Consider the following 23,936-nt stretch of genomic DNA (forward strand, 5'->3'; position numbering starts at 1 on the left):
CGGCCGGTGCGCTCGTCGTACCGTCCTGCCCGAGTCGACACATCGTCGGCTCGGACAGGAGGAGTGCCATGAGCGTCGTCCGAACCGTCAGCGTCCCGGCCCCCGACGGGAGTCCCGCGCACTGCTGGGCGGGGATGATGATCCCGCAGGCGGTCGTGCGGAACCCCCGGAACGGGCACGTCCTCATCGCCCGGTACCGGGCCGACCGGACGATGGGCGTGCTCGACGTCGACGTCTCCGGCGCGACGGCCCGCACCCGATCGGACACCACGCTGCTCGACGGTGCCGGCGCCGCCGTCGTGTTCGACCAGGGGCAGGCGACGGCGACGGCGAGCAACGGGAACATCAACGACTCGCACAACCTGGTGTCCGCGGTCGTCGACCGGCAGGGGGACCTGCACGTCACCGGGAACAACCACAACACCGCGCTCCGGTACTGGCGGACCACGTCGGCGGACGACCCGACCACGCTCCGGAGCAAGGACGCGCCGGGGCCCATGGACGGCGTCTGGGTGGTGAAGGACCGCACAGGCGCCGAGGTCCGGCGGTACCTCGACGCCGGTGCGGAGCTCGGCGCCTGCAGCTACCCGACGTTCTTCCGAGGCCCCCAGGGGCAGGTGTTCCTGTCGTGGCGGAACGGGGAGTCCGGCCGCGGCAACCAGTTCCTGTACGGGTACGTCGAGTCGTCGAAGCGGTGGGTGAGCGTCGCGGGGGAGGACATGCGGTACGCGCCGTACCCCGACGGCCGCATCCTGCTCGAGGGCATGTCGAGCGACGTCAGCCCCTATCCGAGCGCGCCGGTGCCCGGTCCCGACGGCTGGTGGTGGATGGTGTGGGTCTGGCGCGGGGACCCGACGGACGCGGACACGAACGGACGGCTCTCGGCGGCGCGGAGCCAGGACCTGCGCCAGTGGTACGGCCTCGACGGGACGACGCTCCCGCCGACCATCACGTTCGGGACGTCTGGGGTCGTGGTGGACGACCTCCCGCTCACCGGGAGCGGTCTGCTCAACGACGCGACGCGCATCGGGTTCGACCGCGCAGGGCGACCGGTGATCGCCTACTACAAGTACGTCGGCAGCGGGAGCGGGCGGACGACGCAGCTCTTCGTGGCCAGGCCGGACGGGGCCTCCCGGCAGTGGGTCGTGACGCAGGTGTCGGCCTGGAGCGGGGCCTACGACCTCGCCCGACTCGGCACCGCGCAGCAGGGCATCGCGGTGACGAGCGTGTCGACACCGGTCCCGGCGGCGGCACCGAACGACGTCGTCATCGGCTACGCGCGGTCGAACGGACCGGTCCGCGCGATCACGGTGGCGAGTGGGGCGAGCGTCGGCAGCGCACGCAGCGTCGCGGACGCGCCGGTCTCGACGACCACGACCCCGCCCGAACTCACACAGTGGTCGGTCGACCCCGCGCGGTATCCCGGTCTGGCCGTGCGGACGGCCGTCACGGACGCCTTCGAGGACGGCGGCCGTCGCGTCGCGTGGACGCTCCGGTGGGACGCCGGGCCGTACCGGAACGACGGGCGGGCGCCCGACGTCGCGTTCCCGGCCGAGGGATCGCCCCTGACGCTGGTGCTCACCGACGTGGACGACTCGGGGGTCGCGGGGTAGGCGGTCGGGCGGGGCGGGCAGCGGTGGCTCAGACCCCGTAGAGCAGGGATCCGTGGAGCTCGACGCCGGATACGGCGGAGACGGTGGGATTTGAACCCACGGTTCCCAAAAGGGAACTCCACCTTAGCAGGGTGGTGCACTAGGCCTGACTATGCGACGTCTCCCGGTGCCCACCGGAGCGAGCACGCGACCACCATCATAGGGGAGCCGAGCGGCGGGCGGGACCACCGCCTCCCGGACCGGTGCGCCTGAGCCGCGGCACGCAGACCCTCGAAATGGGGACAACGCGCCCGTTGTCCGCCGTTCTGGGGACTCGTAGCATCGCCTGGGTCAGGCGCGATCACACCCGGGTTCCCTGATCCGGGGCCGGACACGTACACAGCAGAGGCGTCGCTCCTCGCGAGCCCCAGGGCGCGGCCGTATCCGATCGGCATGCGCGGGGTGGGGAGCGGCTCGAGGGGGCGCGGCCGTCGTGTCGCGTCCCCTCCTGTGCCGCTGCCCGTCGCGCGTCGGGTGCGAGCCCCGCAGATTGCTTCGGCCTGCCGCCGACGCCATGTCGACTCGCGTCCCAACGGGCTCGCCGGATCACCGCGGCGAGATCGGCACGGGCGCCGGCAGCGGAGTCGGTGCCCGGGTGGGTGCTCCCACCGGGAATGCTCGCACGCGCTTCCTCCGTTCGATTGTCGACGCGGCATTCGTCAGGGGTACAACAAAGTCCGACTTTCATCCGACCCCTCGCCCGGTGGCTCGCGGGCCAGGTGGACTCGGCGTTCCCGATGGAGATGCGAGCAACGGAGCGAGGGGTTGCTTATTCGAATGACGCTCGCTAATGTTCGGACGACCGAGTTCTTGGGGGCTGGCGGTCATCGTGCTGGTCGACGCAACGAAGCGTTTTCCCGGGAGCTGGTCAACCGCAGCGGTGAATCAGGGGCACATGCGACGCGAGACGAGCACACAACCAGGGCGGGCAGGGGAAACCGTCGTCGAATTGGCGGCGTTCTCGAAGTCGTTCGGGGAATTCCCCGCGGTGCAAGATCTGGATCTCGAAATCGGCCGCGGTGAGGTGTTCGGTTTCCTCGGTCCCAACGGAGCAGGCAAGACGACCACCATCGAATGCATGGTGGGCCTGCAACGTCCCACCAGCGGAGTCATCCGCGTACTCGGACTCGACCCAGCCATCGAGCGACAAGCGATCACACGTCGTGTCGCAGTACAGCCGCAGTCGGCGAGCCTCTTCGACACGCTCACCGTGCGGGAAACGCTCGAGCTGTTCGCCTCGTTCCACGAGCAACCCCGCCCCATCGCGGACGTGCTTGCCGAGGTCGGTCTCTCGGATCAAGCGGTCGAACGGACGAAGGGACTGTCCGGCGGGCAGACGCGCCGGCTCCTCCTCGCTGTGGCCCTGGTCGCAGATCCCGAGGTCCTCGTCCTCGACGAACCGTCCGCCGGCCTCGATCCTGCGGCACGACAGGCACTGTGGCAGATCATCCACGGCCTGCGGGACAGGGGAACGACGATCGTCCTCTCCACACACCACATGGACGAAGCGACGACGGTCTGCGATCGTGTCGCCATCATCGTCGGCGGGCGCCTGGCTGCACTCGACAGCCCGGACGAGTTGATCCGTCAGCACGCGACCACCAGTGACGTCGCCTTCACCGTGGCCCCGACCGTCACCGATGAGCAGATCGGCGCCGCCCTGCGGACTCCGTACAGCTCCGAACCCGTGCTGGGAGGTGTCCGCGTGCAGGTCACAACAGAGGACCCGGACGAACTGATCCGTCGAGTGACGTTCGCCCGGACCCTGCGGGCTCGCGAGCTCAATGTCCGCCAGGCGAGCCTCGAGGACATCTTCCTGCAGCTCGCAGAACTGCCGGACGAACGTCGCGTGCGCCGGGGGGCGACGACGAAAGGGAACCGGCCATGAGAACCGCACCGAGCGCCTCCGCGCGGTCGACCCATCGCGACGCGTTCCGGCAACTGGTGTTGTTGAGCTCTCGAGAGCTGTTCCGGAACATCAAGACGGTCATCGCCTTGATGTTCATGTTCTTCTTCTTCCTGATCCTGATGGTCGGGATCGACTTCGTCATCAACGGCGGTCGGCCCGCTCCAGTTGCGTCGGTCGCGAACGGGCCACACACCGCGCAGGTCGTCGAGGCGTTGCGGAACCGCGACATCGCCGTGCGGGCGGAGGACGCGGCGACCGCCAGGATCACGGTCGAGGATGACAGCGCGCGGATCGTGCTCGTCGGCAAGACCAAACCGGCGTGGAAGCACCTCGTCGCCGCGGTGCACTCCACCGGGATCCCGTCGGCGGACATCGTCGTCACTGATGCTTCCGGCGAGGCCGAGACCGACATACTGCGGGTCAATCTCGCCACGGTGCTGGTCACCGGGTTCATGGCGATCGCGTTCATGGGGACCTCCGTGCCGTTGGTCGCGCTCCGGCAACGCGGCACACTCCGGCTGCTCGGGACGACTCCGGTCAGACGGATGGCGTTCATCCTCGCGCAGAGCCCGGTGCGCTTGGCCCTGGGCATCGCCGAGGCGATCGTCATCGTGCTCATCGCCTGGAGCCAGGGGTACGTGGAGTCGTTCAACATCGTGCGACTGTTCGTGACCCTCGTCCTCGGGTTGGCGATGTTGTTCTCCTTCGCCTACCTCTTGGCGAGCCGGTCCGCGAACCCTGATGTGACCACACAGATCACCGGGTTCCTCCCGGTCATCGTCATCCTGACCTCCGGCACCGTCGTGCCGATCGACGTGTTCCCGGACGCAGTGCGCTACATCACGTACGGGTTCCCGAGCACGTGGTTGATGCAGGCGATCGGGGCGGACATCGCCGGGACGGACCCGTTCGTCTCGGTCTACTGGCTGTGGCTGATGATGGCCGCGGTCGGCATCGCAGCTGCGCTGCTCGCGGCGCGACTGTTCAAGTGGGACCAGGGCGAGCTGTGATCGCACAGCCGGGGGTACATCGTGGGGGGCATCGAGATGGCATCGACGACGACGACGTCAGCGTCAGCGGACCGGGAACAGCTCAGCGAGGAGCTGGAACGGCTCGATGTCCTCGTCTCAGACGAGGGCGGCCTCGTCAACACGGTGCAGCAGCTCACGGCGGAGGATGAGCCCTTCACGATCTTCACGGCGACGCTCGGGGCGATCGAACGGCTGCAGACCAACATCCGCGTGGCGCCAGGGGCGGATGCTGGCATCGAGCTCGCCGGAAGCGGGGGCGGGACGAACCCCCGGCTGGCACGGGCGATCGCCCTCGTCGAAGCCGTCGAGCGGTACTCAAGTTGCGTTCCGCCTCGTCACCTGCTCTGGGCGAGCGCTGCGGATCTCGGTGCCAGCGCGGTCGACATCGCGACGATCCCACGGTGCAGCGCCAGGGAACTCAGCGCTCCGAACTGTCCCGTCCGGGCGTTCGACCCGGACGAGCGCATCCGTTGGACGACAGCCTGGTCGTCGCGCCGGGGCCGGCTGGTGCACGTCCCGGCGACCCTCGTCTGGATGCATCTCGAGGCCCTGACCGCCAGCGAGTGTCTCACCGTACCCATTTCGACCGGGTGCGCAGCGCACACGGACCCGGCGCATGCGTTGTTGAACGCGGTGTGCGAGGTGATCGAGCGCGACTCCATCTCGCTCACATGGCTGCAACGGCTCCGCCTGCCCGAGATCGATCTGGCCGACGCGCCCGCACACGTCCGGGACGCGGTCGCGGCTGCGGATTCGACCGGCCGGACGCATCGCTTCTTCGACGCGACGACCGACCTCGGAGTCCCGACCCTCTACTGCGTGGACACGGACGAGTCCTCCCCGAGCCTCCGGCACGTGGTGATGTGCTCGACAGAACTCGACCCAGGACGCGCCGTCGTCAAGATCGTGCGCGAGATCGCGTCCTCACGGATCGCGCTCGAACACGCTGGTCCGGTCCCCGATGACGTGGACGATTTCACGTCGGTCACCGACGGCGCCCGGTACATGGGGCATCCGGACAGAGCGGGAGAGTTCCAGTTCCTGCTGGACGACGATCGACCGACGAAGCGGTTCTCCGACCTGGTGAACCTCGATGCGGGCGACGCGCAGTCGTCGCTCGACGAGGTCACGCGACGACTGCACGCCGCGGGATGTGACGTCCTCACCGTCGACATCGCCACCGTGGAGGCGCGCTCGGTGGGCCTCAGCGTGGTCCGCGTCATCGTCCCGCAGCTGATGCCGCTGTCGTTCTCGCATCGAGCCCGGTACCTCGGACACCCCCGGTTGTACGAGGTCTCGGCCCACTTCAACCAAACCGTCCTCCGCGAGGAGGCCGTCAACCCCTTCCCGCAGCCGTTCGCCTGAGACGAGGCCAGCTGATGTTGCACGCACACCTGATGGGTATCGGGCCCTTCTTCGAGGACGTCGCAAGCCGGTTGCCTGCCTCCTCCTTCGCCCAGACCCCGCATCCGTCGTCGATCTACGACTCCACACACTGGCCGGCGGCGCGTGCTCGGGTGTTCGTCACCTCCGGACGTGACCGAAGCGCCGAGCAACACCTCGAGGATGTCGTCTGGGGGTCGCTCCAGACGTTGATCCCGGTGCAACTCGAAGCGCGGAGCGTGCGCGTGGGACCGGTCATCACGCCGGGGCGGAGCGCCTGTCTGCGATGTTTCGACCGGCGCCAGGAACAGCACGGTCGCCGTGGTGCCACCGACGTGGCCCTCGACCACGCCAAGGACGGAACGGTCGCGGTGACGGGGCACGCACCCGCGCACGCCAACATGGTCGCCACGGTGTTGGAAGGCGTGACGTATTCCGAGGAGCGCCTCCTCGCTGCCGCCTCCTCGGTCTGGCGGTTCGGATTCGCAGACCTCTCTGTGAAAGAAGCTGTTGTCATTCCGGTAAGTGGTTGCCGACGTTGTGACCGCGCGCGCGAGAACGAGCCGCGCTCGTTGCATCTTTCACAGTATTTCCCGCGCTGACCCACTCGATCGATCGACCGACCGCCTTCTCTGAGAGAGGGCTTCTCGTGCTGGGCGAATGACGGCCGATTCCATTCAGGATGCTCACGGGAAGGCGGCCTTGCCACAATTCGCAATTGGTCGTTAGCTTCCTCTCACGGCACCAGAACTCATCGAATCGACGAACTCGATGGACGTGGATTCGCAAGGGAGCGGTGTCCATTCCTGCCAATCAACAACGCAAAGGGGAAACAATGGAAAAGGCAATCGATCTGGTGTCGGTGGAAGAGCTCTCGGTGGAGGACCTGCCCCAGGCAGTCGCACCGGGCGCGAGCAGCGCCGGAACCATCGGCTGTGTCTCGAGCGCAGGCAGCTGCGCCGGCACGCTCAGCAGCGTCAGCTCCTACAGCAACTGATCTGCCGGGCGGGCGGCTCACGGCTGCCCGCCCTCCCACCTCTCCGCGATCATGACCGAGGCACTGATGACACATCTGATGAGCGACGCCGGGACCGCGCGGCATCTCCGCCTCGCCGACGGTGTGACGCGCAGCGTGGCCACCGACACGCGGATCCTCCTCAGGACACCGGACGGGCGCTTCGTCGCGGTACCGCCGGGCGCCTCACCGATCATCGGGGAGCTCGAACGCGGCTGCAGCTTCGAACGACTGGCGGAACTCGTTCGCGTCGTCGGCGATGGTCGAGCGGCGGAGGCGGCGTTGACGGAGTTCATCGACGCGCTCCGCAAGTCCGGATTGATCGCGGGTGCGTCCTCGGCCCGGTCCCGGACAGACCGATTCCTCGCTCGGGCGGGGGCTGATTTCTTCGCCCGCCTGCCCGTTCCCGTCGACATCGACCGAGTGGCGACCATGGCGGCGAGGCCCATGCGTCGCGTCTCAGCTGGCGCGCTCCTCCTCGTGTCGGTGATCCTCGCGACGACAGGCGTCGCAGCAGGCTTCGCGACGGCCGTGAGTCACCGGGACGAGTTGGCGCGACCGCCGGCCGATGCGGTGGTCGTCGTCATCGCGCTGGTGCTGCTCCAGCTCGGCGCGCATGAGACCGCGCACGCGGTGGCATTGCGGACGCAAGGCGCGCGCGTGCGTGAGATCGGTGTCGGATTGCTCTACTACTTCGTACCCGTGGCGTACGTGGACAGGACTGAGGCCTACAGCGTCCGGTCCCGACCGGGTCTGGTCCTGATCGCCCTCGCGGGTCCCGTCCTCGACTCCGCGCTCATCGGCGTCGCGGCCGTTGTGGCGCTGGTCGTAGGGCACGACGCACACAGGGTGCTGGTGCTCTACGTCACCGCGGAACTCATCCTCCTCGTCGTGAACTGCAACCCGCTGTTCAGGTCCGACGGGTACCACGCGATCGAGGCCGCGTTCGGAGCTCTCAACATGCGGGCCAGGGCGTTCACGATCGTGACCAACGCAGTCCTGCGACGTGCGCAACCTGCGTACGTCCGGGCGATGACGCGCATGCGGCGCATCGGCCTCGCGGTGTACGCCGTCGGGAGCGTGCTCTACCTCATCGCAATGTCGTGGCACCTCGCACATGCCATCTTGTTGGTCGTCCTCGGGGCCAGGTCATGAACCAACCGCACATCGCCCCGTTCACCGCATTCCGCATCGCGGCGCTGCCGGGGAACGCCCTGGACCTGGCGCAGACGCTCACCCCCGCTCTGCTCGAAGACGTCTGTGTGCGACGTCGACGCGCCGACACGCTGAGTCGGAACATCGAGAACGCCATCCATCACGTTGTCCCGTCCGTCCCGGACGATGACCGGCGCGCCCTCCTCGCGCTACGACGTGATCTGCACAACCGACGTCCGCCGCGGGCCGCTGGACTGCATGCAGCGGCGGAGCACGGTGTCGACGTCGAGACCCTCCTCCGATGGCGGACGGAGGAGCAGGACGCGCTGCGTACCGTCGAGAGCCTCGCGGAGGCCGACAGCTGCTCTGCCGAGCGTCGTGTCCGAGACCTGCTCGGTCACGACGACGTCGACAACGCGCTGCGCTTGCTCAGCCCTGGCTTCCATGCAGCGCTGAGCAAGCCTGCACCAGCAGGGAGCGGACGGGGCCGGTCCGCGATGGCGTTCACCGCACGTGCCGCGCTGAAGCCGAGTCCACTCTCGACGCTCACGAGGACCGCGGTCACCGGAGCGGATCTGACCGGCCGGTCCTCCTCGCTGTCCCCGCTGGTGGCGTTCCGGGTCCTGGAGACAGTGGCAGCGCGCCGCGACGCTGTTCGCGGCCTGCGGTACCGCTCGACCGTCAGCGCATTCGGCGAACAGCTCGTCGCCAGCCCGGAGACGAGTGCGATGGTCGACGGAACCGTCGTTTTCGCTCGACGATCGGTCCAGCTCCATGGCGACGACACGGAGGCACGTCTGCTCAGTGCTTGGGGCGGAGGCGACGCGGACGCTCTCTCGAGCGTCGCGGGCGGCTGGATCCGGGCGCAGCGTTGGTTGTCCGTCGGCGCCGTGCAGGTGGCGCCCCCGTGGTCTGGCACGGTGCGTGCGCCTGAGGAGGTACTCGGCGAACTCATGGTCGGCGGCGCCTCACCCGACATCGTCGCGGCCGGACGGCTCCTGATCGAGGTAGGGCGGCGAGCCGCAGCGGTGGCGCACACCTCCGGCGCGTCGAGGAGCGCTCTCGTGGCAGCGGTGGGAACGGACCTCCGGCGTCTCGCGACCGCGCTCGAGCTGGAGCTTCCCGAAGGTCGCCTGGTCAACGAGGACGGCGGCACCCGTCCGCTGGCGTCCCGAGCAGTGACAGAGGGCGAACTCTCGATCCTGTCGGAGCAACTCCGACCGACGATGTTCCGTTCCCGCGTCTACGATCTCCTGCTCAGCGAACTCGTCGCCACGTCCGGGCGCGGTGGAACGGTCATCGACGTGATGGGATTCCTGACGACGTGCTGGACGTCGAGGCCGTTCCGACAGGCGCTCCAGGCAGCTCGCGAGGCGGACCGCAGACCGGACGCACACCTCGGCCGGCAGACCCTCGCAGTCGGGATCACATCCGCTCCGCCGACGCTGTCGGTGTTCCTGCAGCGGACCACCGGCGACGAGGACGCCGCGATCGTCGTGAATCAACTCATGCCAGGGCTCGGTGCGGTCGTCGCTCGGCTCGGCGACCTCGGTGACGGACGGGAGACTCTGCTCCCGACGGTCTCTTCCTGGATCGACGAGCTGTACCCGGGCGTCGCGGACCACGCGGCGGTGCTCCCCGGGAGGGACGTCAATCCACTGCAACGAGCAGCGGCGGCGGCGCTGCCGTCGCTGCCCGGCGACGACCTCGGCGAGGCGTTCGCCGGACTCTCGCTCACCCACGACCCAGCCCGAGACGTCCTCGAGTTCGAACGCGCCGATGGGCGCCCACTCGCACTGGTGCCACTCGGCATCGTCCCGGCGTGGACGTTCGACGGTCCGGTCGGGCTCCTCCTGGCGCTGCTCGACCCATGGGTGGACGGGTCGCAGATCACCCGTGAGGCGAACCCGCTGCACCGCGCCCGACGTGCGCACACGGCCGAGCGGATCCCTCGCCTCGCGACCGGAACCGTCGTCATGCGTCGCGCGACGTGGCGGATCCCGATCGAGTTGGTCCCGGCCAGGGGCACAACGAGTCCCGGCGAGTTCCTCGTCGCGTTGCACGAGTGGCGGACCGCGGTCGGGATGCCGGACGAGGTGTTCGTCCGCGTCCACGGAGACGACGCCTTCGACGCCGCGACGAGGAAGCCGATGTGGCTGCGCTTCAGCAGCTGGTACGCGGTCAGCGCCGTTTGGGCGCTGCTGCCAGGACGCCACACCCTCGAGGTCCAGGAATGTCTCCCCCCTCGTTCCGCTACGGAACATGCCACGGAGTCGGTCATCACGCTCCGCTGGCCACGAGATGAGCGCACGCTTGCGACCACGAGCCGCCAGTACGAGGAGGTGCTGACGCCGTGAGCACGACTTGGACCTATTGGAAGATCGATGCGCCGGCGGGGACGGTGGATCACCTGATCCTCCGTCTGCAGCACGTGGTCGACACGATGATCGGGCCCGGGGCGAATTGGCACTTCTTGCGGTACGTCGACCATTCCGGTCCGCACGTCCGGTTCCGCGTGTGCACCACGTCGGATCTCGCCGATCGCCTCCACCTCGCTCGGCTCGAACTCGGACACCCGGTCCGACCGGAGCTGTACGAGCCCGAGACCGGGAAGTGGGGCACCACCGTCGGGGTCACCGCAGCGGAACGGGTGTTCAACGCCTCCAGCCGTCTTGCCGTCGAAGCGCTCCGGTCCGGTTGCCTCGCGCCCGCGGCACAGCAGGTGTTCACCCGCGCCGCAGAGCAGTTGGTACCGGACGTCCGGACCCGGGTCACGGTGCTGCGCACGCACGCTGCGTGGTGGCTCGGAGCCACCAGCCCGAGCAGCGAACGCGTCGATGCCGCCCTCGCGAGTGTCCGCCGGGTCGCGGCGGTTCCTGATGACCGGACCCTGGGTCGAGACGGAACCCCGAACGACCTCGGTCATCTCGTCGAACAGTTCATCCGTGCACTCGAGGACGCGATGCGCAGCCCGGGAACCGGACATCCCGCCACCTACCACTTTCATCAGCACCTCCACCTCACGATGAACCGGCTCGGGCTCGATCCGGCGGGAGAAGCCCGAGCGGCCCTCCTGGAAGTCGCTCGACTCGAAGCGACCGCCGAGGGATCGAGATGAACGCTTCGCTCACCGCCACTGCGCTCGATGTCGCAACGCAGAACGACGCCCAGTTCAGGATCCCGACGGTTCCTCGAGTCGTCACCGCAGTCCCGACTGCGTGGCTACCGGACGCATTCGTGATCGACGGTGTCGTCTCGCGGCGTGTCCTCCGCGGGCGGACGGTGCAGCGGCTGCTGCCGGACCTCCTGCCGCTCATCGACGGCACGAGGACGTGGCATGAGCTCGCCGCAGCCGTCGAGGTGCCCGAAGCGACCATCCGCCAGGTACTCGGCATCCTGTACTCGGCTGGGCTCCTCGAAGACGGCGCAGCCGCGGCACCGGGGACGGGATCGTCCCTCCTCGATTTCCTCAGCAGAACGGTCGACGCGACCCGGTACCACCGGTCGGGCCACGAAGCCGCAGCGGCATTGCGGTCGGGAGTGGTCGCCGTGCTCTGCGACGACGACGACCTCGGTGACGCGGTTCGGACCGCACTCCGGAGCAGCGAGGTGCCCGTGGGATCCCCGCACGAGGTCGTCGAGTCCGCGCAGGGTCTGATCGTCGCCCTGTCGACCGGTTCCCGAACCCAGGCGTCGGACCGGTTGGCCGCCTACCGAGACGTGGGCATCCCGGTCCTCCCGGTCACGCTCCAGCCCGGAACGGCCACCCTCGGACCTGTCAGCTACCCGGACCACAACCCGTGCCCCGACTGTACGTCGCACGGGTTGCGAGGAACAGGGCGTGGGAGCGGCGGGGTCAGCAGGGACGGCGGTCTGCACGTGCGTGACCTGCTCCCGGCGTTCATCGCACACGAAGTCGTCCTCCTCCTCGCGGGAGTCGGAACGGCCCGCACCATCTCCGAAGCGATCGTCATGGACGAGGCTCCGCTCCGGACGAGCTTCGAGTTCGTCACGCGCCGCCCAGGATGCGTGTCCTGCGGCACCGGAGGCACGGAGACGGGTTCGTCCGCCTTCGCATACGAGGAGTCGGTGGCGTTCCCACCGGCGCGGCTGACGAAGCCCAGGACCCATCAACAGCACTTCGAACCCGCGAACATCGCCTTGTCGATGGAGCAACGCCACCACGACGGGCTGAGGCTCGCATTGCCTGCCGACGTCGACGCCGGTCACGACACGAGTGTCGCGGCCGCGGTCGCCCAGACCCTCGCGACCGCATTCGCACTGAAGCCGCCAGCGTTCGCGCCAGAGGGCAAGGTCCGCCGATGGTCGCCGACCGGCGGGAACCTCGGCTCCCCGCAGGCGTACTTCACCACTCGCGGCGTCCCCGGCCTGCCAGACGGACGATGGATGTACCGCGGAGACGAGTACGCCGCCTACCGGGTGGCCGAGCCCGGCGCCGGGCCGAGCGGCGTGGAACTCGTCATCGTGGCCGAGTTGTACCGCGTCTGGAAGAAGTACAACACCTTCGCGTATCGCATCGCGGCGCTCGACGCCGGGGTCGCGCTGTCGCACGTTGCGATCGCAGCAGCCGTGCTCGGCCTTCCGGTCAGGAACGAGTTCGGTTGGAACGCGATCCAGTTGGAGCGGGATTACCTGCTCGACGCCAACGAGCAGATGGTCGTCGGCATGGTGAGGATCGGATCGCCGTCATGATCGACCGCATCAGCATCGTCCGCGACCTCCGAGCGGAAGCGGACGCGGCCGCGCAGGACGCCGCGGCAGCGCGCCATCCCGGGGAGCGGCTCCAGCGAGCGGAACAGCTTCGCGGTGCCATGCGGCATCGATCCGCCGAGACCCACTTCGCTGCGGACCCCATCCCGTTGGCGCACGTCGTCGCCGCGCTGGACGCGATGGCAGCGATCGACAGGACGCTCTGGGGCGACGTGGCGGAGGACTTGCCGCTTCGGGCACTGGTCGCCTGTCGTCATGTCACCGATCTGCAGCCCGGACTGCTGGAACACCGCGGGGGTCGGTTCAGGCGGATCCAGACGGACGGAGGAGCCCTCCGGATGCGGGAGATGGTGCTTCAGCCAGAGTTCGCGGATGCCGCGGCGATCCTGCTCGCGGTCGGCGATCTCGAGGGCATGAGTCGCCGGTTCGGCGCCCACGGGCACCGCATGCTCCTGAGCAGGGGAGGAGCGGCATGTGAAGCCGCGTGGTTGGCGGCGGTGAGCGCAGGACTGACCGGCAGCATCTTCGCGGGCTTCCTGCCGAGCGCATTACGAGCGACGGCCGGCATCGACGGTAATCGAGAGCTCCAGCTGCTCGCGCTGGCAATCGGAGCGCCGCGATGACGGAGCACCCCCGCCACCGGCTCGTCGCGGAGTTGATGCATCCGCTCCGGCTGTCGATCGTGGCCAAGATCGTCGGCAACCACAGCATCGCGTTCCGAGACCTCCGTGACGTCCTGGATGTGTCCGACTCGACGCTCAGCAAGCAATGCGCGATCCTCGAAGCAGCAGGCGTCCTCACCGTCACGAAGGCGTTCGTCGGCAAGACACCACGGACGCGATTCAGCTTGAGCGCGGAGGGGGAGACCCAGTGGGCAGGGCACCGCGCCGCGCTCTGCGAGCTGATCGGAGTCGAAGCCGGACCGCTGTGATCGGCGACGTCCTGCCGGGGTGGCGTGTGCCGCGTCGATCGTCCGTGTCGACAGGCTCCACGCGTCGGGAGCGACCCGACGTGCCGTGAATCGCCGGTCGCGACGCCGCCACTTCGGGGGTACGCGAGGACTCCTCGCGACCCCTATGCTGACGCTGATCGGTGGATCCGGTCGCAGCGCCGCGGACCCGAACCCGGCGGCGCACGGAGGGGAACATGCGCAAGCGCGCCATCACCATCGGCCTCGTGCTCACGGCGGTCGCGGTCGCCGGGGTGGGCAACGCCACCGCCGCCGAGGCAGCCACCACCAAGTACGCCAACTGCACCGCGGTGCACAAGGTCTACTCGGGCGGCATCGCCAAGACCTCGGTGACGTACAACACGGTGCACCACACCAACGGCACGGTCGAGCACCGCAAGCTCAAGGGCACCGTCAAGAAGGACAACGCCCTGTACTCGGCGAACAGCAAGCTCGACGCCGACAAGGACGGGATCGCCTGCGAGGCGGACTGACCCGGCGCGGCGGCCGCGCCAGCGGGATGAGCCGCGGAACGGACCAGGAGCCGCGCATCGCCCCGGTTCACAGTCCGTTCCGCGGCTCATCGACGTCGGTGCGACGTCGGTGCGCGTCGGTGCGACGTCGGTGCGACGCCGCGCGACGGCGGAGGCGGTGCGCCGCCTCAGACGAGGATCGCGTCGTGCGGCAGCAGCGCGTGCACGCCCCACGTCTGGTTCGCGATCTGGGTGACCCGCATGTTGACGGCGACACTCGCCATCGCCAGGGCCTGCGCGCGGGTGACGTCGTGCAGCGCAGCGATCCAGTCGACCATGGCGTTCAGGGCCGTGGCGGTCGCCGCGTTGAGGTCGGCGTCGAACCCGAAGGTGATCCGACCCGCCGGGGTGTCGGCGTGGACGCCCGGGACCGGTGGCGTGTCGAGCAGGGACAGCGTCATCGTCGTCGTCATGTCGCACTCGACGGCGGTGCCCGAGACCTCGCCGTCGCCCTGCGCCGCGTGGCCGTCGCCGACGAACAGGAGCGCGTCCGGCACGGTGACCGGGAGGTACAGCGTCGCGCCTGCGACGAGCTCGCGGCAGTCGATGTTCCCGCCGCCGACGGGCCGCGGCGGGATGGTCGAGTGCTCGCCGGTCGGCTCGGGAGGCACGCCCACGACGCCGAGGAACGGTGCGGTGCGGACGCCCAGGCCGAGCTGGTTCCGTGCCACGCCGGCCTCGGCGTCGATGTCCCAGAGCAGCGGCCCCCGCGTCGCGGTGTCGGCGAGACCGAGGGCCCGGTTCAGCTCGTTGTCGACGCCGCCCGAGCCGGTGTAGCCCCAGGTCCCGGGGACCAGAGCGTCGAACCGCACGGCGAGCACCTGCCCGGGCAGCGCGCCGGTGAGCGCGACGGGGCCGACGAGGCAGTGGCCGCGGCGGCTCGTGATGAGTGTCGGGACCTCCTGGCCCGGCTCCTGCTGCCGTTCGAGGTACCCGGCCGCGCTCAGCGTGCGGACGGTGACGGTGTCGCCGGGGGACGCCCGCAGGACGGGCGCGCGCTCCGCCGTGAAGACGTCGATCGCCGTGTCGGTCGTGGGCTCGAGAACGTGGTCCGCCATGCACCGATCCTGCCACCGAGAGGGGTACAGGACGGCGCCCGCCGTCGCGGAGGGGGCTGCCATCGGCCCGAGGTAGCATTCCCGGACACGTCCTACGAGCCTGGAGGTCCGGCTTGCCACACAGCGCTGACGTCGCCGATCCGGGCGGGGCGGGGGCATCGTTCCCGGTCGACGAGATCCGCTCCGCGGGCGACGCGATCGTGCGTGCGGTGGGCACGGTCGTGGACGGCAAGACCGAGGCGATCCGCACCGCGCTGACGGTCATGCTGGCCGAGGGGCACCTGCTCGTGGAGGACGTCCCGGGTGTCGGCAAGACCGTGCTCGCGAAGGCCCTCGCGGCCACGGTCGGTGGGTCGGTGAGCCGCATCCAGTTCACGAGCGACATGCTGCCGTCCGACGTGACGGGCGTGAACATCTACGACCAGGCGTCCGGGTCCTTCCGGTTCGCCCCCGGGCCCGTGTTCGCGAACGTGGTCATCGGCGACGAGATCAACCGGACGAGCCCCAAGACCCAGTCCGCCCTGCTCGAGGCCATGGCGGAGTCGCAGGTCACGGTCGACGGCGTGACACGGCCCCTCGAGTCGCCGTTCATGATCGTCGCGACGCAGAACCCCATCGACATGGAGGGCACGTACCCACTGCCCGAGGCACAGCGTGACCGCTTCATGGCCCGTATCACGATGGGCTACCCGAGCCTCGACGCCGAACGCGAGATGCTCCGCAGCCGTGGCGTCGGCGACCCGATGTCGGCACTGCGGCCCATCGTCGACGTCGCGACCCTCGCGGCGATGATCCGAGCCGTGCACGCCGTGCACGTCGCGCCCGACGTCGAGGGCTACGTCGTCGACATCGTCCGCTCGACCCGGAGGCACCCGGACCTGCTGCTCGGTGCGAGTCCGCGGTCGACCCTGCACCTCGCCGGTGCCGCACGCGCTCGCGCCGCGCTCGAGGGTCGTCCGTTCGTCACCCCCGACGACGTCGCCGCGCTCGCCCCGGTCGTGCTCGCGCACCGCCTCGTGCCCGTCGCCCGGAACCTCGGCGGCGGTGCCGAGGACGCCGCTCGTGACGTCGTCGTCCGTATCGTCGCCGACACGGCGGTGCCGTTCGGCGCCGCGGCCGTGCGGTCCTGATGCCCGGGACCCGCCGCGGTCGGGTCGCCCTGCCGCGGCCGACCTCGCGCGGGTGGACCACGGTCGCGGTGGGCATCGGTCTGGTCGGGGCCGGGCTCGTGGCGACGACGAGCCTCGCGGTGACGGCCGGGCTCCTCGTCCTCGTGCTCGTCGTCCTCGGCGCCGTCGTCGCGATGGTCGCCGCCGGACCGATCCGGGCGACGCGGCAGGTCCCGCGTACGACGATCGAGGCCGGTGCCGTGTTCCGCGCCACGCTGCTGGTCGAGGGTCGGCAGCGGGCGCTCGGCGTCGTGCGGGTGCTCGTGCGTGACCGCCTCGACGACCACTTCGCATCGGCAGGGGACCTCGAGGCCCTCGTCGACGTCGGGTCGGGTCGTCCCCCAGCGCGGCTCACCGTCGAGGCCATCGCCGCGCGCCGCGGTCGTCCCCGGTTGGGTCCGGGGACGGTCCGTGTCGCCGACCCGTTCGGACTCGTCCACGTCGACCGGGTCGTCGTGGCGGCGCAGGAGATCGTCGTCGTGCCCCGCACCACGGTGCTCGGCGCGATCGAGACCGGCGTGCTCTCGGGCGCGGTCTCGGCCGAGGCCGGACGAACCGGCCAGGGCGGGTCCGCGGACGACAGCGAACTCCGGCCCTACCGACCGGGCGATCCCATCCGCCGCGTGCACTGGGGGCAGAGCGCCAAGCGCGGCGAACTCCACGTCCGGCAGACCGCACAGGCCCAGCCGCCCGAGGCGACCGTCCTGCTCGACGTGCGCCGCGCCTCCTACCAGGAGCTCGGCCGCGACCCGTTCGCCGAGCTGTCCGACATGGCCGGGGACGCCGCGTTCGAGCACGCGGTCGTCGTCGCCGCGAGCGTCGCACGGGTGCTCGCCGCGCGGACGTCCCGCGTCGCCCTCGTCACCGCGGACGACGTCCAGCCGTCGCCCGCGGGGGACCTGGCGTCCGTGCTCGTCGGACTCGCCGACGTCACGCTGCGCTCCGACGCGCGCCCGGTGGCCGAGGTCCTGCCCGAGGTCCGTGCCGTCGACGTGCACGGCATGACCGCGGTCGTCACGGGCCAGTGCACGGCGGAGCAGGCGTCCGAGCTCGTCGCCCGCACGCCCGCGGCCTCGCGCGGGCTCCTCGTGGCGATCACGCCACCGGACGCCGCCGCTCGCGGGGTCCTCGACCGTGCCGGATGGCGCATCCTCGTGGTTCCCGTGGGCGGAAGTGCCCGATGACCGACACCGCCCGTCGCCCGGTCACGGGCCGTGACGTCCTCGAGCGGGACGACCGCACCGACGAGGACCCGGGCACGCCGAGCCGCATGCTCGTGGCCGCCGCGGCGCTGCCCGTGGTCGTGGCGTCGCTCGCCGTCCGCCCGCTCGTGCAGGGGATCGCGTGGTGGGTCTCCGCGCTCGTCGTCACCGCCCTGCTCGTGGGCGTGATGCTCGCCGTCCGCACCCGCCCGCGGTGGGCCCGCTTCGTCGCGCTCGTCGTCACCCTCGTCGGCGGCTCATGCGCGCTGGCGATCCTCGACGGCACGGAGCCGCTCGGGTGGCTCGACCGCAGCGGCGCGCTCGGGCAGGCGCTGCTCGCGATCAAGGTGAACCCCGCGCCGCTCCCCGAGACCGACGCGGTGCAGCTCGTCGTGTCCGTGACGCTCGTCTGGACCGCCGGCGTCGCCCTGTTCGTCGCGGTCATCGCGCCCACGGCCGCCCTCGCCGCCGTGCCCGCGTTCGTCGCACTCGTCGTCCCGGGGATCGTGACGGGAACGGCGCCGAGCGTGGTGCTCGTCGTGCTCACGGGCATGGCGTTCCTGCTCGTCCTCTGGTTGTCGGTCCGGCCCGTGCAGCAGGCGTTCCCGGCGATGGTGATCGGCGCGGTCGCCCTCGTCGTCGCGGTGGGCCTGCCGACCGTCGTCCCGATCGACGCCAGCTGGCTGTCGGGGGTCACGGGCGCGATCCAGGCCCCGATCAACCCCGGGCGCCCCGGCACCCTCCTCAAACTCGGTGACGACCTGCGGCGTCCGAGCGAGATCGAGGTGTTCCGCTACCGGACGACGACGGGGGTGCCGGAGTACCTCAAGCTCGCGGACCTCGACGAGTTCGGCACGGGCGACTGGGTGCCCTCGGTGGTCGATGCCAGCACCGCCCCGAGCGCCGACCAGGGCCAGTTCGCCACCGGGGTGAACCCGCGGGTCGCCAGCCGCGAGGACGTCCAGGTCCGGGTCACCGGGCTGTCGAGCCAGTACCTGCCGCTGCCGTCGGGTGCGGTCGGGATCCAGTCCCGGTCGACCGCGCTCGACCTCACCCAGTGGCGGTGGATGGGGCGGTCGAACACCGTCCGGTCCACCGGGCAGACGACCCGCCGCGGCGACGTCTACCAGGCGTACGGGGTCGCGACGTTCGCCAACCCCTACCTCGACGCGATCGCCCAGCACGGTCGCTTCGGCATGATCGCGAGTGGCGACTGGAACCGTCCGACGTCCGCCCAGCTCCGCACCGACCTCCAGCTGCCGCGCAACCTCCCCGGGAGCATCCGCACCGCCGCCGAGCGCGTCGCCGGGACGGCGGGTGACCAGTACGAGCAGGCACGCGCACTCGAGTCGTGGTTCCGGAGCGGCCGCTTCACCTACTCCGAGACGGCGCCCGTCGAGCAGGGGTACGACGGCGACAGCATGGACGTCCTCGCGAAGTTCCTGCAGGTGCGGGCCGGGTACTGCGTGCACTTCGCCTCGGCGATGGCGGTCATGGCCCGGGTGCTCGGGATCCCGTCGCGCATCGCGGTCGGGTACCGGCCGGGCGGCACGCAGAAGGACGGCGAGTACGTCGTCTCGAACCGGCAGCTGCACTCGTGGCCCGAGTTGTACATCAAGGGTGCCGGCTGGGTGGGCTTCGAGCCGACGCCGGTCGCACAGGACCAGTCGGACGCCGAGCTGCCCGCCACCGCGTCGCCGACCTCGCTCCCGACGGTCACGCCCCTCCGCTCCGCGCCCGCGAACCAGCCGACCGCGCAGCCCTCGTCGGCGTCGCCGACGCCGGATGCTGCGTCCGGCGCTGGCACGGGCGGACCGGACGGCGGCTCGGCGACGTGGGAGATCGCCCTCGCGGTCCTCGTGGCGCTCGGTGCGCTGGTCGGGCCGGGACTGTTCCGCACCCTCCGCCGTCGTCGACGTCTCGGACTGGTCCAGACCGGTCGCGATCCCGCCGCCAACGCCTGGCGCGAGGTGATCGACGACGTCGCGGACCACGGGTTCACGCCGGCGACGGTGCCGCCGGACGATCCCGCGCTCGCGGCCCGGACGGCCCGAGCGGTGCTGACGCGCCTGGGTGCCACCCTGCCGCCGGCGACGCTGACGCCGCTGGGGACGGTGGTCGACGCGCTCGACCGCGAGCGCTACGCACGACCGGGTACCGCACCGGTCGACCAGGACCGGTTGCGGGACGCCGTTCGGGAGGTCCGGGTCGGGCTCGACGCAGCCGTGTCACCCTGGCGCCGGGTGCTGTCCCGGGTGTGGCCGCCGTCTCTCGCGCCGTCGAGAGCGTGGACCGGTCGCGGGCGCCGACATGCCGCACCGCAGGCGCCGCGACCCGCCGAGTAGGTCCCGTCGCGACCCGCCGAGGAGGTCCCGTCGCGACCCGCCGAGGAGGTCCCCGCCGCGCTGCTGAGGACGTGCTGCAACCGACCCCGAGGCGGTGTCCCGGCCCGCCGCCGAGTAGACAGGACGGGTGGACGGACTCGAGCTCGCCGTCGTGCTCGGCGCGACCATCCTCGTCGGGGGCGTGGTCGCCCAACGCATCCGCGTCGCGGCGCCGCTCGTCCTCCTGGTGCTCGGCGCGGGGGTCGGGTTCCTGCCGGGGCTCGGCGGCGTGCGGCTGCCGTCCGAAGCGGTGCTGCTGCTGTTCCTCCCCGCACTCCTGTACTGGGAGTCCCTCAACACGTCACTGCGCGAGATCCGGAGCAACCTGCGCACGATCGCGCTGCTCGCGGTGGGTCTCGTGTTCGCCACGGCCGCGGTGGTCGCGGTCGTCGCACACCTGCTCGGGCTGACCTGGGCGCTGTCGATCACGCTCGGCGCGGTCCTCGCCCCGACCGACGCCACGGCGGTCGCTGCGGTGGCCGCGCGGTTGCCCCGGCGGCTCATCACGACGCTGCGGGCCGAGAGCCTCGTCAACGACGGCACCGCGCTCGTCCTCTACTCGGTCGCCGTGGGCGCCGTGGTGAGCGGGCAGGACATCGACGTGTGGGGCGCGGTCGTGCGGTTCTTCGCCTCGTACGGGTTCGGCATCGCGATCGGCCTGGCGGTCGGTCTCATCGTCTACTGGGTGCGGCGGTACCTCGACAACCGGCTGCTCGAGAACACGCTCAGCGTGCTCACCCCGTTCCTCGCGTACCTGCCCGCCGAGCTGTTCGGCGTCTCCGGGGTCGTCTCGGTGGTCACGGCGGGGTTGCTCCTGACGCAGATCGGGCACCGCGTCATCAGTGCGCACGCGCGGATCCAGGGGTACGGCTTCTGGCAGGTCACGTCCTACCTGCTCAACGGCGCGCTGTTCGTGCTCGTCGGACTCGACTTCCACCCGACGCTCCTCGCCGTGCTCCACGACGACTGGGTGACGGCACTCGCGCTCGGGCTCGGGAGCACCGCCGCGGTGATCGGCATGCGGTTCCTCTGGGTCAACACGACCCCGTACGCGAGCCGGTTGCTCGACCGGCGGGCGGGGGAGCGCGACCGGCACCTGCACTTCCGGGAGCGCATGCCGATCGCGTGGGCCGGGTTCCGGGGTGCGGTGTCCCTCGCGGCCGCGCTCGGTGTCCCGCGCGCCATGTCCGAAGGGAGCCCGGTCCACGACCGCGACCTCGTCATCGCGGCGACGTTCGTCGTCATCCTCGTGACGCTCGTGGTCGAGGGACTCACGATGCCCGTGATCGTGCGATGGGCACGCCTGCCCGAGGATCCCGAGGAGCAACGGGAGGAGATCGAGGCAGAGCGGGCGGCCCTGCAGGGGGCGCTCGATTCGCTCGACGACGTCGCGAGCCGGCTCGAGTCGCCCGAGGAGGTCCGCGAGGACCTGCGCGCCGACTACGGGCGCCGCCTCGAGCGGCTGCGGCGCGATGCGGAGGCCGCCGAGGGCGACGCCGCGGCGGCGAGTCGGGCGGCGGCGGACGCCGGGGTGACCGTGTCCGCCGCGGTGATCGGCGGCACGGGCGGATCGGCCGGCGAAGCCATGGCTGCAGGTGCCGACGGCCCCGACGCGGAGGACCCGATCGGCGGGGCTGCTGAGGATGCGACGGACGGCGAGCCCGACGAGATCCAGCTCGAACGGGAGGCCGAGCAGGCCGACATCGCGCTGCGGCTCGCGCTGCTCGAAGCGAAGCGGACGGCCGTCGACGACCTCCGACGCTCCCGGGCCATCGACGACGCGGTGATGCGGCGCGTGCAGGGCCGGTTCGACGTCGAGGAGCTCCGCCTCGCCGCGATCAGCGAGGACGACTGAACCGAGCCCGAGCAGGTGGCGGCGGACCGGGACGGCGGGCGACGGCCCTCCGGCGGATCCCCACCGCTCGGGGTGAGGCCGCGGGTGACGCGACGGGCGCGGACCGGTGGTGCCGTGCCTCCTGGCGGATGCGGCGCCCCGCGGTCCCGGCAGCATGCCCGGAACGCCGAGGAGGACCGCCATGCCCACGATCACCTGCGTCATGCCTGCCCGGAACGCGGCCGGCACGGTCGGCACGGCCGTGCGGACGGTCCTCCGCGCGCTCCCCGAGGACGGCGAGCTCCTGGTGCGCGACGACGGCAGCACGGACGACACGCTCGGGGTGCTCGAGCGGATGCGGGACGCCCGGCTCCGCGTCCTGGTCGGGCCGAGCGTCGGGATCGCCGCCGGCATGAACACCCTGCTCGACGAGGTCACGGCGCCCGTCGTCGCACGCATGGACGCGGACGACGTGTGCGCGCCGTTCCGGTTCCGGCGGCAGCTCGCCCTGCTGCGGTCCGCGGACCTCGTGTTCGCGCCCGCGGTCGACTGGCTCCCCGGCACACCCGTCGCGCGCCCGCAACCGCTCCGGCGACTGTCCGCTGCGGCGGCGCCGTTCGCGCTGCTGCTCGAGAACCCCTTCATGAACCCGACGATGACCGCGCGCACCCGGGTGATCCGAGACCTCGGCGGATGCCGATCCGTCGCGTCCGAGGACTACGACCTCTGGCTCCGCGCTGCCGGTGCGGGGCTCCGGCTCGTGCGGGACCGGGTCCCGGCGGTCCTCTACCGACGCCACCCCGGCCAGATCACGGCACAGTCGTGGTGGCGGGCCGCCCGCGCGGACACCGAGCTCGTCCACGAGGCGTTCGACGCGCTCGCGCTCGCGACCGTCGGGTTCCGTCCCTCGTGGTTCGCGTGGCGTCGGGCCGGACTGCCGGCGGGTGGGGCGCCGGACGGGATCGGCGAGGAGCTGCGGCGGTTCCGGGGCGCGGTGGCGGTCCTCCCGGCCGGACAGCGGCGGCCGCTGCTCCGCCGGGTCGCGCTCATGGAGCGGCGGGCGTTGCTGCGCTGACGGCGACGGCCGTCAGGGGTGTTCGGGAGGCCCGTCCGAGGTCGCGGAGGCCGGCCCGTCCTGGTCGTCGCGCTCGCGGCCGCGTCGGGACCGGCGCAGGAGCCGCATGCGCTCGGGCCGCCGACCCCGGCGGAAGAGCGTCGCGAGCGCGGACTGCGGCTGCCAGTCGCGGCCGTTCGGCAGCCCCCAGCCGTACCGGACGGCGCCGAGCCGGAGCAGGAGCGACAGCAGGATCGCGACGACGATGCCGATCGTCGGGACGTGCAAGGCCGACGCGACGACCATGACGATCGACGCGGCCACGGCGACGGACGCGTAGAGGGCGTTCCCGCCGAGCACCGCGGGCACCCGCCGGAGCAGGAGGTCACGGGCCGCACCGCCCCCGACCGCGGTCACGGTGCCCATGATGATCGCCGGACCCCAGCCCAGGTGCGCGTCGAACGTCCGCTGCACGCCGACCACGGCCCAGAACCCGATGACGGCTGCGTCGAGCACCGTGAACAGGCGGTCCCACGCCCGCTCCGAGATCGAGACGAAGAACGCCACGAGCGCTCCGACGAGCGCCACCGGGACGTACAGCGGGTCGGTCAGCGCGACCGGCGGGCCGTCCTGGAGCAGGACGTCGCGGAGGATCCCGCCGCCGAGCCCCGAGACGAACCCGACCACGAGGAACCCGAACAGGTCGAAGTCCATCTCGCGCGCGAGCGACCCGCCGAGCAGCGCGGACGCGAACACCCCCGCGAGGTCGAGGACGTTCGTCACGGTCGCGAGCGCGTGCGCGGGGACGACCAGTGCGTCAGCGGAGGAGAACTGCACCGGTCCATCTTCGCGGTTCGGGCCGGGCCGTGGACGACGC

Annotated in this window: 20 protein-coding genes and 1 tRNA gene; 18 read left to right on the top strand and 3 right to left on the bottom strand. The window is 71.0% G+C overall.

Annotation, left to right across the window (positions count from 1 at the left end; genetic code table 11):
- Positions 1-68 precede the first annotated feature (68 nt).
- Positions 69-1,613 carry a BNR-4 repeat-containing protein gene (locus DEI82_RS01235; RefSeq protein ID WP_111035526.1) on the top strand — a complete coding sequence of 515 codons (1,545 nt, stop codon included), beginning with the start codon at positions 69-71 and terminating at the stop codon, positions 1,611-1,613.
- Between the two features lie 75 nt (positions 1,614-1,688).
- Here DEI82_RS01235 and DEI82_RS01240 read toward each other — a convergent pair.
- Positions 1,689-1,777: transfer RNA gene (locus DEI82_RS01240), tRNA-Ser, on the bottom strand.
- A 770-nt stretch (positions 1,778-2,547) separates the two neighbouring features.
- Here DEI82_RS01240 and DEI82_RS01245 point away from each other — a divergent pair.
- The 12 genes from DEI82_RS01245 to DEI82_RS01295 all read left to right on the top strand — a co-directional run bounded on the left by DEI82_RS01245 (position 2,548) and on the right by DEI82_RS01295 (position 14,319).
- Complete coding sequence (locus DEI82_RS01245) at positions 2,548-3,540, top strand: ABC transporter ATP-binding protein (RefSeq protein ID WP_181435058.1); 993 nt, start codon at positions 2,548-2,550, stop codon at positions 3,538-3,540.
- Entirely contained in the window at positions 3,537-4,571 is a 1,035-nt protein-coding gene (locus tag DEI82_RS01250) for an ABC transporter permease (protein ID WP_111035528.1), read from the top strand. The genes DEI82_RS01245 and DEI82_RS01250 overlap by 4 nt, the downstream gene beginning before the upstream one ends.
- Positions 4,572-4,607: 36 nt before the next feature.
- Positions 4,608-5,957, top strand: a complete 1,350-nt coding sequence (locus DEI82_RS01255; RefSeq protein ID WP_111035529.1) for a YcaO-like family protein — start codon at positions 4,608-4,610, stop codon at positions 5,955-5,957.
- Positions 5,958-5,971: 14 nt separating this feature from the next.
- Positions 5,972-6,577 (top strand): TOMM precursor leader peptide-binding protein, encoded by a 606-nt coding sequence (locus tag DEI82_RS01260; protein ID WP_111035530.1) that lies wholly within the window; start codon positions 5,972-5,974, stop codon positions 6,575-6,577.
- 233 nt (positions 6,578-6,810) lie between these two features.
- Positions 6,811-6,972, top strand: a complete 162-nt coding sequence (locus DEI82_RS16085; protein ID WP_181435059.1) for a thiocillin family RiPP — start codon at positions 6,811-6,813, stop codon at positions 6,970-6,972.
- A gap of 78 nt (positions 6,973-7,050) precedes the next feature.
- Positions 7,051-8,145 carry a site-2 protease family protein gene (locus DEI82_RS01270; RefSeq protein ID WP_146242794.1) on the top strand — a complete coding sequence of 365 codons (1,095 nt, stop codon included), beginning with the start codon at positions 7,051-7,053 and terminating at the stop codon, positions 8,143-8,145.
- The gene (locus tag DEI82_RS01275; protein ID WP_111035533.1) at positions 8,142-10,502 is read left to right on the top strand and encodes a hypothetical protein; all 2,361 of its coding nucleotides are present in this window, start codon (positions 8,142-8,144) and stop codon (positions 10,500-10,502) included. The genes DEI82_RS01270 and DEI82_RS01275 overlap by 4 nt, the downstream gene beginning before the upstream one ends.
- Positions 10,499-11,263 (top strand): thiopeptide-type bacteriocin biosynthesis protein, encoded by a 765-nt coding sequence (locus tag DEI82_RS01280; RefSeq protein ID WP_111035534.1) that lies wholly within the window; start codon positions 10,499-10,501, stop codon positions 11,261-11,263. The genes DEI82_RS01275 and DEI82_RS01280 overlap by 4 nt, the downstream gene beginning before the upstream one ends.
- A gap of 119 nt (positions 11,264-11,382) precedes the next feature.
- Positions 11,383-12,858 carry a hypothetical protein gene (locus DEI82_RS16090; protein WP_181435060.1) on the top strand — a complete coding sequence of 492 codons (1,476 nt, stop codon included), beginning with the start codon at positions 11,383-11,385 and terminating at the stop codon, positions 12,856-12,858.
- Positions 12,855-13,499 carry a nitroreductase family protein gene (locus tag DEI82_RS01285; protein ID WP_181435061.1) on the top strand — a complete coding sequence of 215 codons (645 nt, stop codon included), beginning with the start codon at positions 12,855-12,857 and terminating at the stop codon, positions 13,497-13,499. Before DEI82_RS16090 ends, DEI82_RS01285 begins: the two co-directional genes overlap by 4 nt.
- On the top strand, positions 13,496-13,807 hold the full coding sequence (locus DEI82_RS01290; RefSeq protein WP_111035535.1) for a transcriptional regulator: 312 nt from the start codon (positions 13,496-13,498) through the stop codon (positions 13,805-13,807). The genes DEI82_RS01285 and DEI82_RS01290 overlap by 4 nt, the downstream gene beginning before the upstream one ends.
- 215 nt (positions 13,808-14,022) lie before the next feature.
- A complete protein-coding gene (locus DEI82_RS01295; RefSeq protein ID WP_111010079.1) occupies positions 14,023-14,319 on the top strand; it encodes an excalibur calcium-binding domain-containing protein in 297 nt (98 codons plus the stop codon).
- Between the two features lie 167 nt (positions 14,320-14,486).
- Here DEI82_RS01295 and DEI82_RS01300 read toward each other — a convergent pair whose 3' ends face one another.
- Positions 14,487-15,416, bottom strand: a complete 930-nt coding sequence (locus DEI82_RS01300) for an acetamidase/formamidase family protein (protein WP_111035536.1) — start codon at positions 15,414-15,416, stop codon at positions 14,487-14,489.
- A gap of 113 nt (positions 15,417-15,529) precedes the next feature.
- Between DEI82_RS01300 and DEI82_RS01305 the strand changes: the two genes are divergently transcribed.
- From DEI82_RS01305 to DEI82_RS01325, 5 genes are all read left to right on the top strand, one after another.
- The gene (locus tag DEI82_RS01305; RefSeq protein ID WP_111035537.1) at positions 15,530-16,546 is read left to right on the top strand and encodes a MoxR family ATPase; all 1,017 of its coding nucleotides are present in this window, start codon (positions 15,530-15,532) and stop codon (positions 16,544-16,546) included.
- The gene (locus DEI82_RS01310; protein ID WP_111035538.1) at positions 16,546-17,769 is read left to right on the top strand and encodes a DUF58 domain-containing protein; all 1,224 of its coding nucleotides are present in this window, start codon (positions 16,546-16,548) and stop codon (positions 17,767-17,769) included. Before DEI82_RS01305 ends, DEI82_RS01310 begins: the two co-directional genes overlap by 1 nt.
- A complete protein-coding gene (locus tag DEI82_RS01315) occupies positions 17,766-20,132 on the top strand; it encodes a DUF3488 and transglutaminase-like domain-containing protein (protein ID WP_111035539.1) in 2,367 nt (788 codons plus the stop codon). Before DEI82_RS01310 ends, DEI82_RS01315 begins: the two co-directional genes overlap by 4 nt.
- 127 nt (positions 20,133-20,259) lie before the next feature.
- Entirely contained in the window at positions 20,260-22,026 is a 1,767-nt protein-coding gene (locus DEI82_RS01320) for a Na+/H+ antiporter (protein WP_111035540.1), read from the top strand.
- A 181-nt stretch (positions 22,027-22,207) separates the two neighbouring features.
- Positions 22,208-23,080 carry a glycosyltransferase family 2 protein gene (locus DEI82_RS01325; RefSeq protein WP_181435062.1) on the top strand — a complete coding sequence of 291 codons (873 nt, stop codon included), beginning with the start codon at positions 22,208-22,210 and terminating at the stop codon, positions 23,078-23,080.
- Positions 23,081-23,092: 12 nt separating this feature from the next.
- Here the strand turns inward: DEI82_RS01325 and DEI82_RS01330 are convergent, their stop codons facing one another.
- Entirely contained in the window at positions 23,093-23,896 is an 804-nt protein-coding gene (locus DEI82_RS01330; protein ID WP_258371902.1) for a trimeric intracellular cation channel family protein, read from the bottom strand.
- Between the last annotated feature and the right edge of the window lie 40 nt (positions 23,897-23,936).

Source organism: Curtobacterium sp. MCBD17_019, from assembly GCF_003234555.1.
In the GTDB taxonomy this organism is placed as follows: domain Bacteria; phylum Actinomycetota; class Actinomycetes; order Actinomycetales; family Microbacteriaceae; genus Curtobacterium.

What these genes read in the sequence shown, in the direction of transcription:
- DEI82_RS01290 (WP_111035535.1), top strand. Translation starts at nt 13,496, where the DNA reads ATGACGGAGCACCCCCGCCACCGGCTCGTCGCGGAGTTGATGCATCCG.
- DEI82_RS01315 (WP_111035539.1), top strand. Translation starts at nt 17,766, where the DNA reads ATGACCGACACCGCCCGTCGCCCGGTCACGGGCCGTGACGTCCTCGAG.
- DEI82_RS01245 (WP_181435058.1), top strand. Translation starts at nt 2,548, where the DNA reads ATGCGACGCGAGACGAGCACACAACCAGGGCGGGCAGGGGAAACCGTC.
- DEI82_RS01310 (WP_111035538.1), top strand. Translation starts at nt 16,546, where the DNA reads ATGCCCGGGACCCGCCGCGGTCGGGTCGCCCTGCCGCGGCCGACCTCG.
- DEI82_RS01300 (WP_111035536.1), bottom strand. Translation starts at nt 15,416, where the DNA reads ATGGCGGACCACGTTCTCGAGCCCACGACCGACACGGCGATCGACGTC.
- DEI82_RS01235 (WP_111035526.1), top strand. Translation starts at nt 69, where the DNA reads ATGAGCGTCGTCCGAACCGTCAGCGTCCCGGCCCCCGACGGGAGTCCC.
- DEI82_RS16085 (WP_181435059.1), top strand. Translation starts at nt 6,811, where the DNA reads ATGGAAAAGGCAATCGATCTGGTGTCGGTGGAAGAGCTCTCGGTGGAG.
- DEI82_RS01255 (WP_111035529.1), top strand. Translation starts at nt 4,608, where the DNA reads ATGGCATCGACGACGACGACGTCAGCGTCAGCGGACCGGGAACAGCTC.
- DEI82_RS01295 (WP_111010079.1), top strand. Translation starts at nt 14,023, where the DNA reads ATGCGCAAGCGCGCCATCACCATCGGCCTCGTGCTCACGGCGGTCGCG.
- DEI82_RS01260 (WP_111035530.1), top strand. Translation starts at nt 5,972, where the DNA reads ATGTTGCACGCACACCTGATGGGTATCGGGCCCTTCTTCGAGGACGTC.
- DEI82_RS01285 (WP_181435061.1), top strand. Translation starts at nt 12,855, where the DNA reads ATGATCGACCGCATCAGCATCGTCCGCGACCTCCGAGCGGAAGCGGAC.
- DEI82_RS01275 (WP_111035533.1), top strand. Translation starts at nt 8,142, where the DNA reads ATGAACCAACCGCACATCGCCCCGTTCACCGCATTCCGCATCGCGGCG.
- DEI82_RS01250 (WP_111035528.1), top strand. Translation starts at nt 3,537, where the DNA reads ATGAGAACCGCACCGAGCGCCTCCGCGCGGTCGACCCATCGCGACGCG.
- DEI82_RS01270 (WP_146242794.1), top strand. Translation starts at nt 7,051, where the DNA reads ATGAGCGACGCCGGGACCGCGCGGCATCTCCGCCTCGCCGACGGTGTG.
- DEI82_RS01325 (WP_181435062.1), top strand. Translation starts at nt 22,208, where the DNA reads ATGCCCACGATCACCTGCGTCATGCCTGCCCGGAACGCGGCCGGCACG.